The 15,529-nt window shown below is 56.3% G+C and carries 14 protein-coding genes; 5 read left to right on the top strand and 9 right to left on the bottom strand.

Annotated elements, in window-relative coordinates:
- A complete protein-coding gene (locus RBB77_RS15310; RefSeq protein WP_353062607.1) occupies positions 1-663 on the bottom strand; it encodes an HAD family hydrolase in 663 nt (220 codons plus the stop codon).
- 80 nt (positions 664-743) lie between these two features.
- Between RBB77_RS15310 and RBB77_RS15305 the strand changes: the two genes are divergently transcribed.
- Complete coding sequence (locus tag RBB77_RS15305; RefSeq protein ID WP_353062606.1) at positions 744-1,922, top strand: pyridoxal phosphate-dependent aminotransferase; 1,179 nt, start codon at positions 744-746, stop codon at positions 1,920-1,922.
- Between the two features lie 57 nt (positions 1,923-1,979).
- Here the strand turns inward: RBB77_RS15305 and RBB77_RS15300 are convergent, their stop codons facing one another.
- The 5 genes from RBB77_RS15300 to RBB77_RS15280 all read right to left on the bottom strand — a co-directional run bounded on the left by RBB77_RS15300 (position 1,980) and on the right by RBB77_RS15280 (position 6,727).
- Positions 1,980-2,609, bottom strand: a complete 630-nt coding sequence (locus tag RBB77_RS15300) for an MBL fold metallo-hydrolase (RefSeq protein WP_353062605.1) — start codon at positions 2,607-2,609, stop codon at positions 1,980-1,982.
- Between the two features lie 92 nt (positions 2,610-2,701).
- A complete protein-coding gene (secG, locus tag RBB77_RS15295; RefSeq protein ID WP_183980833.1) occupies positions 2,702-3,001 on the bottom strand; it encodes a preprotein translocase subunit SecG in 300 nt (99 codons plus the stop codon).
- 231 nt (positions 3,002-3,232) lie between these two features.
- A complete protein-coding gene (locus tag RBB77_RS15290; protein ID WP_353062604.1) occupies positions 3,233-3,985 on the bottom strand; it encodes a response regulator transcription factor in 753 nt (250 codons plus the stop codon).
- 256 nt (positions 3,986-4,241) lie between these two features.
- Positions 4,242-5,201: a UDP-glucuronic acid decarboxylase family protein gene (locus RBB77_RS15285; RefSeq protein WP_353062603.1), complete on the bottom strand. Its 960-nt coding sequence runs from the start codon at positions 5,199-5,201 to the stop codon at positions 4,242-4,244.
- A 107-nt stretch (positions 5,202-5,308) separates the two neighbouring features.
- Positions 5,309-6,727 carry a UDP-glucose dehydrogenase family protein gene (locus tag RBB77_RS15280; protein ID WP_353062602.1) on the bottom strand — a complete coding sequence of 473 codons (1,419 nt, stop codon included), beginning with the start codon at positions 6,725-6,727 and terminating at the stop codon, positions 5,309-5,311.
- Positions 6,728-7,413: 686 nt separating this feature from the next.
- Between RBB77_RS15280 and RBB77_RS15275 the strand changes: the two genes are divergently transcribed.
- The gene (locus RBB77_RS15275; protein WP_353062601.1) at positions 7,414-8,865 is read left to right on the top strand and encodes a sugar transferase; all 1,452 of its coding nucleotides are present in this window, start codon (positions 7,414-7,416) and stop codon (positions 8,863-8,865) included.
- Between the two features lie 105 nt (positions 8,866-8,970).
- On the opposite strand, the gene RBB77_RS15270 is transcribed toward RBB77_RS15275, so the two are convergent.
- Positions 8,971-9,642: an RNA polymerase sigma factor gene (locus RBB77_RS15270; protein WP_353062600.1), complete on the bottom strand. Its 672-nt coding sequence runs from the start codon at positions 9,640-9,642 to the stop codon at positions 8,971-8,973.
- Between the two features lie 376 nt (positions 9,643-10,018).
- On the opposite strand from RBB77_RS15270, the gene RBB77_RS15265 reads away from it, so the two are divergent.
- From RBB77_RS15265 to RBB77_RS15255, 3 genes are all read left to right on the top strand, one after another.
- Positions 10,019-10,264 (top strand): PAS domain-containing protein, encoded by a 246-nt coding sequence (locus RBB77_RS15265; protein ID WP_353067643.1) that lies wholly within the window; start codon positions 10,019-10,021, stop codon positions 10,262-10,264.
- 255 nt (positions 10,265-10,519) lie between these two features.
- On the top strand, positions 10,520-11,893 hold the full coding sequence (locus tag RBB77_RS15260) for a sigma-54 dependent transcriptional regulator (protein ID WP_353062599.1): 1,374 nt from the start codon (positions 10,520-10,522) through the stop codon (positions 11,891-11,893).
- Positions 11,894-12,107: 214 nt separating this feature from the next.
- Positions 12,108-12,341 (top strand): hypothetical protein, encoded by a 234-nt coding sequence (locus RBB77_RS15255; RefSeq protein ID WP_353062598.1) that lies wholly within the window; start codon positions 12,108-12,110, stop codon positions 12,339-12,341.
- 152 nt (positions 12,342-12,493) lie between these two features.
- Here RBB77_RS15255 and RBB77_RS15250 read toward each other — a convergent pair whose 3' ends face one another.
- Both RBB77_RS15250 and RBB77_RS15245 read right to left on the bottom strand, forming a co-directional pair.
- On the bottom strand, positions 12,494-14,644 hold the full coding sequence (locus tag RBB77_RS15250) for a PqqD family peptide modification chaperone (RefSeq protein WP_353062597.1): 2,151 nt from the start codon (positions 14,642-14,644) through the stop codon (positions 12,494-12,496).
- Entirely contained in the window at positions 14,641-15,528 is an 888-nt protein-coding gene (locus tag RBB77_RS15245; protein ID WP_353062596.1) for an efflux RND transporter periplasmic adaptor subunit, read from the bottom strand. Before RBB77_RS15245 ends, RBB77_RS15250 begins: the two co-directional genes overlap by 4 nt.
- Between the last annotated feature and the right edge of the window lies 1 nt (position 15,529).

Raw genomic sequence — 15,529 nt, 5'->3', positions numbered from 1 at the left:
CTATAGCTTCCCGTTTTGGGAGGCCGTATTCCGCTCAAGTTGTAGGAGGTGGTCGAGCCCGCGGGCGTGCATCTCCTGCTCGAAGGCTGGGTGAGTGGAGTACTGGATGGCCTGCATGCCAGCGGCGAGGGCTGCGGCGATGTTCTCGGATCGGTCGTCGAGGAAGAGGATGTTTTCGGGGGGAGTATTGAGACCCTGGGCGGCGTGGTGGTAGATCTCGGGTTCGGGTTTGGCGAGATTGACGGCGTGGGACCAGGTGTGATGGTCGAAGGATTCGATCCAGGCGTGGCGGGCGCGCAGGCCTGCTTCCATGGCGTCGGGCATGTTGGAGAGGATGCCGGTGGGGATGCCGGAGCGCTGGAGTTGGCTGACCCATGCGAGCATGGGTGGGTTGAGGGTGGACCAGTAATCGGTGTCGGCGGCGACGAGGTCGGTGAATTGTTGGGGTGTGAGGGCGATGCCGGCGCCTGAGGCAGCGGTGTGCCAGAAGGACTCGGCGTTGAGGTCGCCTCGGTCGTAGGCGTGACGGTGTGCCCAGTATTCGCGGTGAAGAATCTCCTCGTTGAGGCCAGTGATGGAGAGCATGCGGGTCCAGGCGGTGGGGTCGGGTGGGCCGGAGAGGACCATGCCGTAGTCGAAGAGGACTGCTTTGATTGGGGGCATTAATGGCAATTGTAAGGGACGTTGGGATTTGAGGATGTGGGTTGCTGCTACTTCGTAGCAGGCCGCATTAGGATGATTGGGTGAGCTATCGGTTTTCTGCGCGGACTGGTTGGGATGTGGGGGCGAGTGGGTTTGCTGCGGCGATTCGTGAAGCGCGGGTGGCAGGGCGGAAGCTGGTCGACCTGACTGTTTCGAATCCCACGGTTTGTGGGTTTGATTATGATGCCGAGGCTATTCTTGCGCCGTTGGCGAGCGGGGAGGCGATGACGTACGATCCGGATCCTCGTGGGATGAGGTTCGCGCGGGAGGCGGTTGGGGGGTACTACGGGGAGCATGGCGCGGATGTCGACCCGGATAGCGTGGTGCTGACGACGAGTACGAGTGAGGGGTATGGGTATCTGTTTCGGCTGTTGTGCGACGCGGGTGACGAGGTGCTGGTCGCGCAGCCGAGCTATCCACTGTTTGATTTTCTGGCGGATCTGGAAGATGTGCGGCTGAAGCCTTATCCGCTGTTTTATGACTATGGGTGGTGGATCGATTTTGCGGGGCTGGAGAGCAGGATTGGGCCGCGGACGAAGGCGATTGTTTTGGTTAATCCGAATAATCCGACGGGTCACGCTACCGGGGCAAAGGAACGAGCGAGGCTTGAGGAGATATGCGCTCGGCATGGGCTGGCGTTGATCGTTGATGAGGTGTTTCTGGATTATCCGTTGGAGGAGGGTGCGAGGCTGGAGAGCTTTGCAGTTGGGCCGCATCCGGTGTTGACGTTTGTGCTGAGCGGGATGAGCAAGATCGCAGGGTTGCCGCAGATGAAGGTGGGTTGGATTGTGGGTTTCGGGCCGGAGGGGGATCGAAACCGGGCGATGGGGCGGCTGGAGGTGGTGGCGGATACCTTTCTGTCGATGAACGCTCCGATGCAGAGAGCGCTGCCGGTGTGGTTGGCTGGGAGGCGGGGGATTCAGGAGCAGATTCTGGATCGGGTGAGGGGGAATCTGCGGTCGGTGGCGGAGAGTGGAGTTGAAGTGTTACGGGTGGAGGCGGGGTGGAGTGCGATCCTGCGGTTGCCGCAGAAGCTTGCTGAAGAGGATATGGCGGAGAGGTTGCTGAGGGGGGCGGGGGTAATTGTGCATCCGGGTGCGTTTTATGGGATTGCCGGAGCTGGCCGCGTAGTGGTGAGTCTGTTAGGGCAGATGCTGGAGTTTGATGACGGGATTCAGAGAATAAAAACGGTAACAGGGTTGAACCACGGTAGTTACTAGTTCATGTGATGCGTGTAAAGCTCTGCTTTCGGTTATGCGTATAACTAATTCTATTTATTAGTTTTGCAAGAATGGATTTGAGTCCCGTTCCGTGCCGATGGTGGTTCGGGAGCCGTGGCCGGGGATGACGGTGGTGTCGTCGGGCAGGGTGAGAAGTCGCTCGTGGATCGAGCTCAGGAGCTTGCGGGTGTTGCCGCCGGGTAGGTCGGTGCGGCCGACGGAGCCGGCGAAGAGTGTGTCCCCGGCGAGGAGGAGGGATTGGGTGGGGATGTGGAGACAGACGCTTCCTTCGGTGTGGCCGGGAGTGTGGAGGATGGAGCCGGAGAGGCCGGTGACGGCGATGAGCTTGCCATCCTCGAGGGTGTCGTCGGGAGCGGAGACGGTGGGGGTGGGGATGCCGAGCCAGCCGGCTTGAATGTCCATCATTTTGACCAGGGGGAGGTCGTGCTGGTTGTAGAGGATGGGGGCGCCGGTGAGCTGCTTGAGGCGATGGGCTCCGGCGATGTGGTCGATGTGGGCGTGGGTGATGACGATTTTTTTGACGGTGAGGCCGTGGGTGGCGAGGACGGCCATGATGCGGGGAATGTCGTCGCCCGGGTCAACGACGATGGCTTCGTGGGAGTTCTCGTCTCCAAGGATGGAGCAGTTGCATTGCAGCGGCCCGACGGTGAGGATCTCGTGGATCATATGGTTTGGCCTGGGAGGGTGGGTGTAATTTGAGCAGTGAAATGAAAGATGCGCAAGCCGGTGGCCTGCGCATCTCGGAAGACTGAAAAGGACTACTTCTTGGCTGGCGTTGTCTGGTGGGTCGGGTGCGCGGTGCCGGAGAGGACGGAGTGGTCTCCGCCTGCGCGGGACAACAGGATCGTCAGGCCGATGGAGGTGAGCATGAAGACGATCGCCGAGTAGGTGGTCAGCTTGGTGAGGAGGTTGGCTGCGCCGCGAGGACCGAATGCGGTCTGCGAGCCTTGACCGCCGAAGGCTCCGGCGAGGTCGGCGGACTTGCCTTGCTGCAGGAGGACGACACCAATGAGGAAGAGACAGACGACAACGTGAATGATGACGAGAAGAATAACCATCGGAGCTGCTTGGTACCTCTTGAGCCCGGAGACATGATCTCCGGAGAATGTTCGGATGGGTGCGGAGCAGGGAGTTGATCTCTCTGCTCAGGATATCTGCACCTTAGCCTAAGAGTTAGTGTATCACCGGTTCTGAAAGAAACCCACCGAGTTGCCGGAGATATGGATCCTGCCCGTAGACGAGTGCAACGGCAGATTCCCTACCGGGATGACAACGAGAAAGGCAACTTCCTATGCTGTTTTGATGATTGTGATTTTGTTAGAGGGCATAGGATTCGAGGGGCGATTTTGTACCGGGGGCGGGTTGCGAGGGGTAAGCGCGTACAAGACGGCCTCCATCCGGTTCGAGACTCCGAGTTTGTCGTAGATGCGGAATAGGTGATTCTTAATGGTGTGCTCGCTCAGTTTGAGGACCGTGGCTAGTTCGGAGTTGCTGAGACCGTCGGATAGAAGATGCAGGACCTGTTGCTCTCGTGTGGTGAGCAGCGGCTTGCCGTGGCGGTCGATGACGTTCGTAGATCTTGGGTGAGACAAGGAAGAGACCAGGTGAGCGAGCAACTCGTTTTTTGCCCAGATCTGTCCCTGATGGACGCACCGGATGCACTTGCACAGGAGTTCGAATCGAAGGTCGGCGCTGCCGAAGATTCCCTTCGCGCCGGCGCGAAACAAGGAGATGACCTCGGCATAGTCGGGGTCCTGGGTGAGGACGACGACGCGGGCAGTCTTGTATGCGTCAGGGATGGACTGAAGAATGGAGACGGCGCCGGGAGAGTCCGTCTTTGAAGAGCCGATGAGGATGACGTCGACCGGGACAGGTTCGGCCGGATTGAGAAGATGCTGGAGTTCGTTGGCGGGGAGGACGATCTTAATGTCCGGAACGGCTTGAAATGCACCCTGCAAAAGCTCACAGAGAATGATGGGAAGATTTGCCACCATCACCTTGATGGCGCCATGGGAAGTTCTTTCTTCAATAAATCGCTTCATGAGTCTCTCCAGCCAAAGGTTGGTCGCTCAATTGAGAACATCTTCTCACCTAAAGAGATGTTCTCCAATCGCAAAAGTTAAAACTAATTTGTCCCTCGCACTAAGACGTAAGTACTCATCCAGCGTTTCTTACGGCAACTCATTTACTCGAGAAATTAACAATGAAGGCTCGAATATCGCGGATGATCGCAACTCTGATTCATTGTCTTTTCACGGGGAAATTTTTACTAAATTCTCTATGAGAACAACTTCTCAGTTATGGATTTTGAACTAGCCCGGTTTCGACATTAGCTCGAAAGTAGGCTAACGACATCTCGAGCCCCTGACGAAGCTTAATCTTCGGGGTCCACCCGAGCAGCCTGATTGCCTTGCTGATGTCGGGTCTGCGACGTGTTGGATCGTCCTGGGGGAGGGGCTTGAAGACGATTTTCTTGTCTGACCCGATGAGCTTGAGAATTTCTTCGGCACAACTCAGGATGGTCCACTCTTCTGGATTGCCGATGTTGACCGGGAGGTGCTCGTTCGAGTCCGCCAGGGCGACAATGCCTGCGATCAGATCCGAGACGTAACAGAAGCTTCGGGTCTGCATTCCATCGCCGTAGATGGTGAGAGGCTCACCGCGAAGAGCCTGCGTCATGAGGTTGGAAATGACGCGGCCATCATTGATTTGTAACCTTGGTCCATACGTATTGAAGATTCGCACGAGGTGCGTATTCACTTGATGGTAACGGTGATAGGCCATGACGGCAGCCTCGGAGAACCTTTTGGCTTCGTCGTAGACCGATCGGGGGCCGACCGGGTTGACATGTCCCCAGTAGTCCTCAGTCTGTGGATGAACCTCCGGATCGCCATAGCACTCGGAGGTAGATGCGTGAAGATAGCCGGCGTGGTGTTTCTTCGCAATTTCGAGCGTGTTGATGGTTCCCGCCGACCCGACAAGGAGGGTTTCAACGCCGAGTCGGGCGTAGTCGACGGGACTTGCGGGTGAGGCAAAGTTGAAGACGAAGTCGACTTTGCCGACGTCGAAGGGCTGACAGATATCGATCTCAGTAAAGTCGAAGCGGGGCTCGTTCTGAAGGTGGGCGAGGTTTGCTTCATTGCCTGTGCTCAGGTTGTCGACGCCAATGACACTGTTTCCGGCGTCGAGCAGGGAATCGCAAAGGTGCGAGCCAAGAAAACCTGCAGCTCCTGTGACGAGGATTCTTTTTGAATTCATAGTTCCCCCAGATGCTACAACGGTTTAGCTCTTTGGAAAGAGCCTCACCTATTCGTATTGCAATGATATTTCAAGACTTCGAAGGTATGACGAAAACAAAGCTTCGACTAACGAGAGCGAGATGCAACGGCTGTGAGCTCCGGGGTGTGATGCCGCGTGGGCCTTCCTACACTGAAGTAAGTGATCTCATTTTCCAGCATCAGGTCGGGATCATAGAGATTGCGGCCATCGAGCACGATGGGATAGCGCATGGTGGCCGCGAGTCGCTGGAGATCGAGACGGCCAAACTCCGCCCAATCGGTGAGGATCAGAAGTGCGTCTACATCCGTTGCGGCGTCGTATGGGTCGACAGCATACTGGAAGTTTGGGCGAGGTGGGAGTATGTGCTCTGCACGCTGCATTGCTGCGGGATCGAAGGCTCTGATGGAGCATCCTTCCTCCATCAACATTTGAACTAGCTCGATGGCAGGGGAGTCGCGAATGTCGTCGGTGCCGCCTTTGAAGGAAAGACCGAGGACAGCGAGCTTTTTCCCGCGAAGGGTCCAGAGTGCTGAACGCACCTTGCTAAGAAAACGCCGCTTCTGGTCCGCGTTGATATTTTCGACTTCGGTCAGCAGTGCAAAGTTGACTCCGAGTTGCTCGGCGACGGAGCGGAATGCCGCGACATCTTTGGGGAAGCAGGACCCCCCATAACCGATTCCGGGTCGTAAAAATTTTGGACCAATGCGGCTGTCGAGTCCCATGCCCTGTGCGACTTGTTCGACGTCGGCGTCTGCGGCCTCGCAAAGATTGGACACGGCGTTGATGAAAGAGATCTTCAATGCGAGAAAAGCGTTTGAGGCGTGCTTGATGATCTCGGCGCTCTTGGTGGAGGTGCGTAACAGTGGCGGTGGGGTGTCGTGATTGCAGACGCCGTCGATGGCTCCTGCCTTCGCGTAGTATCTGCCGGAGGTCAGGGGTTCGTAAATCCTCGCCATGATATCGGCAGCGCGGTCGCTGTCGGTTCCGACAACAATTCGATCCGGATGGAGGAAATCGGCTACGGCGGTTCCTTCGCGCAAGAACTCGGGGTTCGAGACAACGTCAAACATCTCACGCGAGACGCCATTGCGTTCCATGACGCGGCGAATCCACTCATTCGTGTAGACAGGAACCGTACTCTTTTCTGCTATCACCTTATAAGTCGTGATGGACCGAGCAATTTCACTGGCGACCGCTTCGACATAAGAGAGGTCGGCATCTCCTGTTTCGCTCTGGGGTGTTCCTACCGCTATGAAGATTGCCTGTGCTTCACGCGTGGCGGCAGACAGGTCGGTTGTGAAACGCACCCTGGCATTGCGGTATCGCTGCAGGAGGTCAGGCAGATACTTTTCGTGGATCAGACTCTCTCCGCCTTGCAACGCGGAGACTTTTTGCTGGTCATTGTCCACACACACGACGCTGTGACCCATCTCTGCAAAGCAAACAGCAGCTACTAATCCGACGTAGCCAGAACCGACGACTGCAATGTGAATTGAATCACTCATAGGATCTCCAAGGGGGTCTACTTTAGTGCGCTAAATCGAGATTGGCGACTGCTGGCCGACTCTATTCTTTTCTTTTTGCATGTAGCTTGATTCTTACAGGCTGTGCCGCCTCTATAAGACGGCCTAAATTGGGAACGCGTTGGCTGGGTAGCGGAGATATCTTAGATATCGCGATCAGACCTCGACAAGGCTTTAAAGACCGGTTGATGGTCGGAGCGCGAATAAGGGTGATGGCACAGGAAGAAGCTATTTCATCGATAAGTCGATCCATGAGATACCTCTGCTGATTATGGAACTTCGCTCGAGTTCAATGGGGTCTGATTCAGAAAAACGGTCAAGTCTTCTTATACCGCAGTTTGCGGTGTGGATGCCATTCTTATTTTTCCGGGGTTCCGCTTCAGTGAACAAGCTTTGAGTGCCTGTCGTCGGTATTTGACAGATGGCTAGCTACCGATGTGTTGACGATGGGCCCCGACCGACAAGAAAATATTCACAATGTTGCAATCGTTTCGTCTCGGTTTTGCAAAACGTAACGTCTCGAGTGAGAAATACTTCTCGGGTCATTTTCTTCATTGCCTGAACGCTTGAAGACGGGTTACTCTGAGGACTGACGAAATCGGGCTCAACCTGCTGCTCAGTAATTCCACGCACTTTTAGAGAAGGCACTCTCAGAAGGGGCTTCCCCAATGACACCTTCCAACAGAGCAACGATTTTAGAGCTGGCGCCAGTCGGCGATATCGCGTTATTGTTCTGCTGTCTCGGCCTCTCCTATGTAGCAACCGTTCATCAGCCCGTCTTCGATGTTCTGAACTCGCTTGAGACCCATTACCCCATTCAGGTCTTTTCTTCGACCTTCGTGCTGGCGTTGGGATGGCATGTGGCACTGCGGGTCAATGGGCTTTATCGTGGGGGGCGACGGCGAGAGTCTCTGCGGGAGACCCTGAAAGTAGGTTGGGCCTGCTCTTTCTGCGCGTTGTTGAGCCTGGTCTGGCTTTGGCTGATCGGTTCAGGATCGATGCGGAATTCGGTGGATCTGGTTGTTGTCGCGGTCCTCTTCGGCATCATGAGTTTTGCGGCTATTCTTACGACCCGTCTAATCTCGCGAGCGATGATACAGACGTTTCGCGCTCGAGGGCGAAACCGTAGACATATCCTCATCGTGGGTACGAATCGCCGCGCGAACAGTTTCGTTCGAGAGCTGGCAGGACATCCGGAGTGGGGCTATTGTGTGCAGGGCTTTGTGGATGATCAATGGTGGAGCAAGCAGACGGCTGACTCACATCTGGGAGCTTTAGTCGGTGGACTTGATTCTGTTCCTGAGTTGCTCAGAACGCTGCCCGTGGATGAGGTCATTGTTGCTCTGCCACTCGCATCGTTTTACCAGCAGATTGCGGGCATCATCTCCTCATGTCGCGATCACGGAATTGCGGTTCGGTTTCTTGGCACTTTTTTCGATCGGGAAGATTCGAAGGAAACAGCTTTTTTGCATGGAACCATCAGCACAATTACTTTGCATGACGAATCATGGAATGCATGGGCTTTCATGATCAAGCGTGTGGCCGATGTGATGATTTGCGTGTTGTTGCTCGTGACACTCGCGCCCCTTTTCCTGATGATTGCTTTATTGATTAAACTGACAAGTCCAGGGCCGGTCTTCTTCAGGCAAACCAGGATGGGCCACGGTAAGCGGCCATTTGAGATTCTGAAGTTTCGTACGATGGTTCAGAATGCGGAGCGTCTTATGGCGCAGGTTGAACACCTGAACGAAACTCAGGGGCCCACGTTCAAGCTGAAGAATGATCCTCGGATTACACCGGCGGGCAAGTTTCTTCGCAAGACGAGTCTGGACGAGATACCGCAGCTCATTAATGTTGTGGTCGGAGAGATGAGTCTTGTGGGCCCGAGGCCACTTCCGCTTCGCGACTACGAGGGATTTTCACAGGACTGGCATAGGCGGCGGTTCAGTGTGAAGCCAGGAATTACCTGCCTGTGGCAGATTATGGGTCGGAGCTCCATTGGATTCGACGAATGGATGGCTTTGGATATGCGGTATATCGATCAGTGGTCCGTCTGGCTCGATATCAAGATTCTCTTTCAGACGATCCCTGCCGTGTTTAGGGGATCTGGTGCAGTTTAGGAGTTTTCTGGCTATCCAAAAGAAAAGGCCAACCGTCTCTCCGGTTAACCTTACAGAAAATCACAAATGTGTGGATTGGTGCGTGAACCCCTATGCCTTGCGGCGCTAGCACCGCAAGCCAAAACTAGGTGTATCGCCGTGTTTCCTAGGGGACATGGAAGACTGTAGTGAGCTACGAAGTAGAGCTCTGGCTCTCACCAAACGCGATTTAAGCGCGGCCACAGAAATCCCTGCTGCGTCCGCAATCTCTTTGTTAGTCCCGTCATGGAATCGTTGAATCTCCATGACAATTCGAAGGGGAGGCCGTAGAGACTCTATTGCTTCTTTCAACTTCAGTTCCGCTTCCTTCTTCAAATAAAGATCTTCAATATTTGATCTGTTGTCTGGAACTTCCCATTGGTCCCATGTCTCACCATCTCCACTCCCATCCATCGAGGTTTCTGGATGGGAACGCTTCCTGCGCAATACCATAAGAGCAGAATTGATCGCTATCCGGGTGAGCCAGGTGGAGAATTGTGAGCGACCATCGAAAGTTTTCAAATGGACGAACGCCTTCATCCATGCGTCCTGTAATGTATCTTCCGCATCGTCGCGATTTCTGAGGATCCGATATGCCGACCTGAATGCTGTGTCCGAATGTCGAGCCCATAACTCTTCAAAGGCCGAATGATCTCCCGATTTGGCTGCCTCAACGAGGATAGCCTCGGATGTAGTGGTGCCAAAGCAATTCAGGTCGATGTTGGCTCGTGCCCCGCAAGATTGCATGAAGATCTCCAAAATAATGTTTCCCGTACTCTGTTTCGAACTCGCGACGTCAAACTGCCATTTTCAACGCAGGAGATTCCAGTTGTGTTCTACAGATTGGGCCTGTACTACGTTATGGTAGGCATAGTGGTGTGGCCCGCCAATCACATCTTCCTGTTAGTTGATTCTGTGACATGATCCGAAGGCAAAACTTCCGACAACGCCGGTCGTTTGCTGGGTTCGTTGGCTGAGACCGGCGATCTTAGGCACGTGGGAATATGACGCGCATCATTGAGGCGATGCCCGCCTTTGTGGGGACCGCTTTGCCTGGCGGATCGGCCGATTTCGTCAGCCAAAGTTGGGTGGATTACACAGGGCTTACCAGAGAACAGTTGCAGGGTTGGGGCTGGTGAACCTATTACATCCCCTCGACCGTGATCACTTGACGGCCAATTGGCAGTCCGCATTGGCCGCCGGAACTTACCTCGAAACGGAGGTACGCTTTAGACGCGCAGATGGAACCTACCGATGGTTCTTCGATCGTGCTTTCCCGTTCCAATCGGATTGGACTTTCAACCTTTGCTTGAGCCGAATCCGTCATAGTCGGTCTGAATCACACTTCCCCAAAAATCTTAAAGCTCGGTGCGAACCATGAGACGAATCGTCAGCTGAAGCTATTAGAGGTAAGTGCATCGGCGATTTAAGACTGATTGGCAAGATCGTTTGCGCTAACTAGTCCGTTATCGTTGAAGAGTCACCTTCGCATCGGGTTCGAAATAGCCGAACCTATGAAACGAGCATCGAACCTTCCCAATTCTGAAGACTCTCGTATAATTCTCGCCTAATCCTTTATATCGAGGCGCCATTGCTATCGAGTGCGGGTGCACTAGAGCCCACAGACGGGCTGAAATTGCTGTTTGCCACTAGCGACGACGGCGCGCTGCCCGAAATCGGACAGGAGCTGGCCTCGGCCTTCTTCATCCGTTTCGCGGCAGACTCCGCAGCTCTCTTCCAGAGCCTCTCCGAACACAAACCAGAGATCCTGGTCATCGACCTCGACACGATCGTCTCGCCCGGTGCAGATGTCTTCGCCTACATCGAGTCTATCCGTGCGGCTGCGCCCCACATCTATCTCACCGCCATCTCGCGCACGCACCTCAAAAACGCCCGCACGCGCACAAAGAAGGCTGGAGCCGACGAGATGCTACAAGCTCCCATCGGCTTTCCCGAACTTCGCGACCATCTCCTCGAAGCCGCGCAACAACACCGCAAACGCCTCGAAGCCAAGCAGCTCCGTGGTGAACTCGCGCAACGCAACTCACTTTGCGACATGATCGGCGGCAGCGAGCCCATGCAGCGCCTGTACGAGACCATTCGCCGCGTTGCCTCCAGCAACAGCACTGTCCTTCTCCGCGGAGAGAGTGGCACCGGCAAAGAACTCGCCGCACGCGCGATCGTCGATCTCAGCCCACGCCGAGGCCAGCCCTTCATCAGCGTCAACTGCGCAGCTCTCCCCGAAACCCTCATGGAGTCCGAGCTCTTCGGCCATGAAAAAGGCGCCTTCACGGGAGCTCACGCCACCCATCACGGGCAGATTGAACTCGCCGACAGCGGAACGCTCTTCCTCGACGAGATCGGGTCGCTCCCGCTCGTCCTCCAAAGCAAGCTGCTGCGCGTGCTCCAGGAGAAGACGGTTCAGCGCATCGGAGCCAAGACTCCGCACAAGATAGATTTTCGACTCATCTCCGCCACCAATGACAACCTCGAGCAGATGGTCCGCCAGGGCCAGTTCCGCGAAGACCTCTTCTATCGCATCTGTGTCATTCCGGTCGCGCTTCCTCCACTGCGCGAGCGTGAAGGCGACATCCCGCTGCTACTGAACCACTACCTCAACAGGTACTGCACCGCGGGGAATCTGCCTCTCAAACACTTCTCGCCCGAAGCCCTCCAAGTGCTCGAATCCAGCGCGTGGCCGGGCAATGTACGCGAGCTGGAGAATCTTGCTCAGCGCCTCGCTCTCATGGTTGACGGCGAGACCATCTCGATGAAGCACCTTCCCGAAAAAGTTCTCTACGAGAGCACCGCGAACTACGACGAGATCCTCGTTCCGCCGGAGGGCCTCGATCTTGAAGACGAGCTGACGCGCATCGAGGTCGCCTACCTTCTGGCAGCACTGCGTCGGGCGGGCGGCAAGACTGCTGCTGCAGCGCTTCTGCATATCCCGGTTGAAAAGATGAAGTATCTCTGTCGCAAGCACTCCATCAACGGAGACCGGGTCAAATGATGGTTTCAAGTGGTCAGGGGGTTAAAAATTAACCCCGTGTGGTGAAAATTTACACCCGAGACACATCTTTCGACCTGGGCTGACGCTTGTAAGTTCCAAAAACTCCGTGTTTTCGTATTTCACGGCTTTGGCACGCCGCTTGCATTAGGTAAAAGCACAGCTCAGCCTTAGAAAAACTACAGCTGACCTGAAGACTTTCAAAGGAGAAATAACCATGGCTATCCAGAAGAAATCGCTGACCAGCAACCTAAGCCCCGAGAAGAATTCCGCCATCACCACGAAGTCTTCACCCAAATCGGCCGCCGCTGCTGCCCCGGTCGCCCTATCGAAGACCGTTGCCAGCCGCTCGATTCTCTCGAAGACGATCGCCAGCCGCGCGGTTCTCTCGAAGACGATCGCCAGCCGTGCGGTTCTCTCGAAGAAGGTCGCGAGCCGCAAGCTGGTCTAAGCGAGGCTCGGTTATCGATGTACGTTATGCTCCCCGCTGTCATCTTGCTTTAGTTCTGTTTTGGATCTCTCTGCGTTCGCTTTCTGCGCGAATTTTTCTGCACCAACCCAACGTACATTTAGGGTGGAAGCTTCGGCTTCCACCCTTTTCCTTTACCAGAGCTTCCGCTGGACGAACTCCCGCACCTCGCGAACCAACGCTTCTGCAAGGCTCTGCCGGCGCACCACGATCTTCGCCGTTCCCGTCATTCCGTCGCGTAGCGTGCCATCGTTTGCGATCATCGCATCGGCCGCAAAGTAAGTCAGCGTTCCCACTCCTCGAATCTTTTCATTCGTATCCAGAGCGGCATCCAGAGGCTCAGGCGTTCTCTCTACGCTCATCACTCGCGATCGCAGGACACCGAACCGTCCATCCGCCAGCAGATGCACAGGCTCTCCCTCGCGCACGCGCGGTAGCGCATATTCAAGCACAAAGATTCGGGCCCGCATCTGCCCTATAGCGCCGATCTCCGCCACTATGGTCCCTGCATCCAGGTAGCTTCCCGCCAGGTCCTTGAGCCCCGCGTTCATCACCACGCCCGAGATCGGTGCGCGCGGACTCAGCCGCTCCGACTCCTCCTCGGCGATCGTCCGCTCTACACCTGCACGCGCGTGTTCAGCGATCACCTGACCCTGATCGCTATGATCGAGCTGCGCCTCCACGCGCTTCATCCCTGTCAACGCAAACTCGCTGCCGGCCCCCGCGCGCATCGAGCGCACCTCGCGGTTCTCCATCTCGATCAGAGGCGATCCTGCCGTCACCGTCTCTCCTTCACGAGCGATTACCGACACTACGCGCCCGGGGATGGTCGTGCGTACCACGGCGCGCTCTCCCGGCTCCAGCACAAATCGCGCCGTCACTGTCTCATGCAACACTGGGGCGAACAGAATGACCAGCGTAGCTAACGCAGCTATCGCTACTCGTGTGGCTGTCCACCACGCCCGCACTCGATCCTTCTTGTCCAGGTATACGGTCTGCGCAAACTGCGTCAGCGTTCGAAGCCGGCCGCGAAACATCACGAGGGCGATGATTGCCGCTGGCACAAATCCCCACTGCGGACTGTACCTGGAGCACACGTTGTAGCTGAATCGCACCACCGTGAACAGCAGCCCGTAACTGTAGATCCCCGAGAGCAGCGCGTATGCCACGTAACCGGGCCGCCGGCGCCGCGTCACATACTCCATCTCCACCGGCAGACGAAATATCCGGCCGCGCACCAGTCCTGAAAGGTATGCGGTCGACTTCTCCTTGATATCCGAAAACCCGATGATCTCGGAGAACGCATAGTATCCATCGAGTTTGATCAATGGATTCATGTTTACCACCACTACTGCCGCTCCCGTGAGAAGCATGATCTTGTACGCAAAGTCATGCGCTCCACTTCCGGGCGGCGTTCCCCACCACACAATCGTCGCGATCGAGCAGAAGATCATTTCCACCCATACGCCTGCGATGATCGTCACCAGCCGCTGCCATCGCGATGCATACACCCAGGCTTCGCTCACATCGACAAAGAACGCCGGCGTCAGGTAAACGAGGTGAAAGCCCATGCCGTGCACCTCGGCGCCGTAATGTTTGCATGTGAGCCCATGTGCCGACTCGTGAAAGAAACCAAGGAACAGAAAGATCAACCAGAACTGCGCCAGGTCCGACGCGCTCTTCTCCGTGAACGTGTAGAACTGCACCGTATCGAGACGGATCTGCTGCCAGTTCGCAAGCGAAAGCAGCAGCATGCAGGCAAACAACGTCACCGTCAGCGCTGTGAACCACCCGCTGTACACCCACTTTGTGTACGGATAGATTCGATTGAAGTATTGGTCCGGATCCCACGCCGAAAATTGCATGTGGGCAATGTCACCCCACTTCGACTTACGATGCGTATGCTGGTGCCGTCCGCTCTCCAGCTTCTGCCGCAGCGCCACACTGCGCTCGAGAGGTGTCCGGTACCAGAGCTCGGCATCATCCAGTCCAGCCGCAAACTCGCGTAGATCATCCGTGCCATAAGCTACGCCGTACCGCTCAGCATGCAGAGCCGCGATCTCCTCGTAGTTTCGTACCCCATCGAAAAGTTCGATGATTCTCCACTGCGTGGGGTTGAAGCGAAACATCTTGTCTGTGCTGCGGTTCAGCACGACCATCACCGGCTCGCCGTCCTCGACGTTCGCCTTCACCACCGCTGCGGGATCCATCTTTGGAAAACCCGTGCGCACCCGTCGCACCGGCATCTCCGGCAATGCCGCGTTCAGTGCTTCGGCGAGGTTCATCGCGCGCCCGCTATCCTTATCGAGGCTATCGTTCCGGGAATCAACCCGGGAAGACGATCCTTCACCGTTGCCACGACCTCGATCGTTCCGCTTCCGGGATCTATCACCGGACTCAGGTGCGTCACCGAAGCAGGCGTGCTCTCGCTGAAATCTGCGGTCGCCGATACCGTTACCACGTCTCCGCGCCGCAACAGCCGGGCATCCTCCGCGGGCAGCGTGAATCGCACCTCAAGTGAGGACCGTCCCACCACGCGAAAGAGCTTCTCTCCCACCGTCACGTACTGTCCCTGCCGCACGTAGCGCTGAGATACCACACCGCGAAACGGCGCGACGATTTGCGTCTTCTCCAGTTCGAGGTCGATCGACCGCACATTATCCTTGGCGCTTAGCTCATCGCCGCGCTGCCGTTCCACTTCGTACTTGCTCGCCGTCACTTCGTAGATACTGTGGTCGTATGCCTCCTGTGTGCTGATACCCGCCTTGTGCATGGCCTCGGCCCGGCGCAGGTCGGCCTCTTTCACCTGGAGCTCCGACTCCCAGTTCTTCAGATCGGCATCCACGCTCTCCGCCTTATGTTCGGCCGTCGCGCGATCTGCTTCGAGCTGCCGCGCATCGAGACGAGCCATGACCTGGTCCTTTTCTACCTCTGAGTCCACATCCACCGGCATCGCAACGATCACTCCGGACCGCAGCGCCACCACATCCAGCTGTTCTTCCACGGTTACCGGACCCGTCACCACAATCGCACGCGGGGCGCTCGCGCTCGGCGCCGAAGCCATGACAGGCCGTGGCCTCTCCGCCGGAGCTGCCGCTACCGGAGGAGGATCCGCTGTGCATCCCGACATCCCAAAGATCACCAAAGCAGCCGCAACCAGACGAACCATT

It is taken from the genome of Tunturibacter psychrotolerans (assembly GCF_040359615.1).
Taxonomy (GTDB): Bacteria; Acidobacteriota; Terriglobia; order Terriglobales; family Acidobacteriaceae; genus Edaphobacter; species Edaphobacter psychrotolerans.
This window is presented reverse-complemented; position numbering and strand designations above follow the sequence as displayed.

Excerpts from the sequence above, each read along its gene's own strand:
- RBB77_RS15285 (WP_353062603.1), bottom strand. The coding sequence starts at position 5,201 with ATGAATTCAAAAAGAATCCTCGTCACAGGAGCTGCAGGTTTTCTTGGC.
- RBB77_RS15280 (WP_353062602.1), bottom strand. The coding sequence starts at position 6,727 with ATGAGTGATTCAATTCACATTGCAGTCGTCGGTTCTGGCTACGTCGGA.
- RBB77_RS15255 (WP_353062598.1), top strand. The coding sequence starts at position 12,108 with ATGGCTATCCAGAAGAAATCGCTGACCAGCAACCTAAGCCCCGAGAAG.
- RBB77_RS15290 (WP_353062604.1), bottom strand. The coding sequence starts at position 3,985 with ATGAAGCGATTTATTGAAGAAAGAACTTCCCATGGCGCCATCAAGGTG.
- RBB77_RS15275 (WP_353062601.1), top strand. The coding sequence starts at position 7,414 with ATGACACCTTCCAACAGAGCAACGATTTTAGAGCTGGCGCCAGTCGGC.
- RBB77_RS15245 (WP_353062596.1), bottom strand. The coding sequence starts at position 15,528 with ATGGTTCGTCTGGTTGCGGCTGCTTTGGTGATCTTTGGGATGTCGGGA.
- RBB77_RS15310 (WP_353062607.1), bottom strand. The coding sequence starts at position 663 with ATGCCCCCAATCAAAGCAGTCCTCTTCGACTACGGCATGGTCCTCTCC.
- RBB77_RS15250 (WP_353062597.1), bottom strand. The coding sequence starts at position 14,644 with ATGAACCTCGCCGAAGCACTGAACGCGGCATTGCCGGAGATGCCGGTG.
- RBB77_RS15300 (WP_353062605.1), bottom strand. The coding sequence starts at position 2,609 with ATGATCCACGAGATCCTCACCGTCGGGCCGCTGCAATGCAACTGCTCC.
- secG (WP_183980833.1), bottom strand. The coding sequence starts at position 3,001 with ATGGTTATTCTTCTCGTCATCATTCACGTTGTCGTCTGTCTCTTCCTC.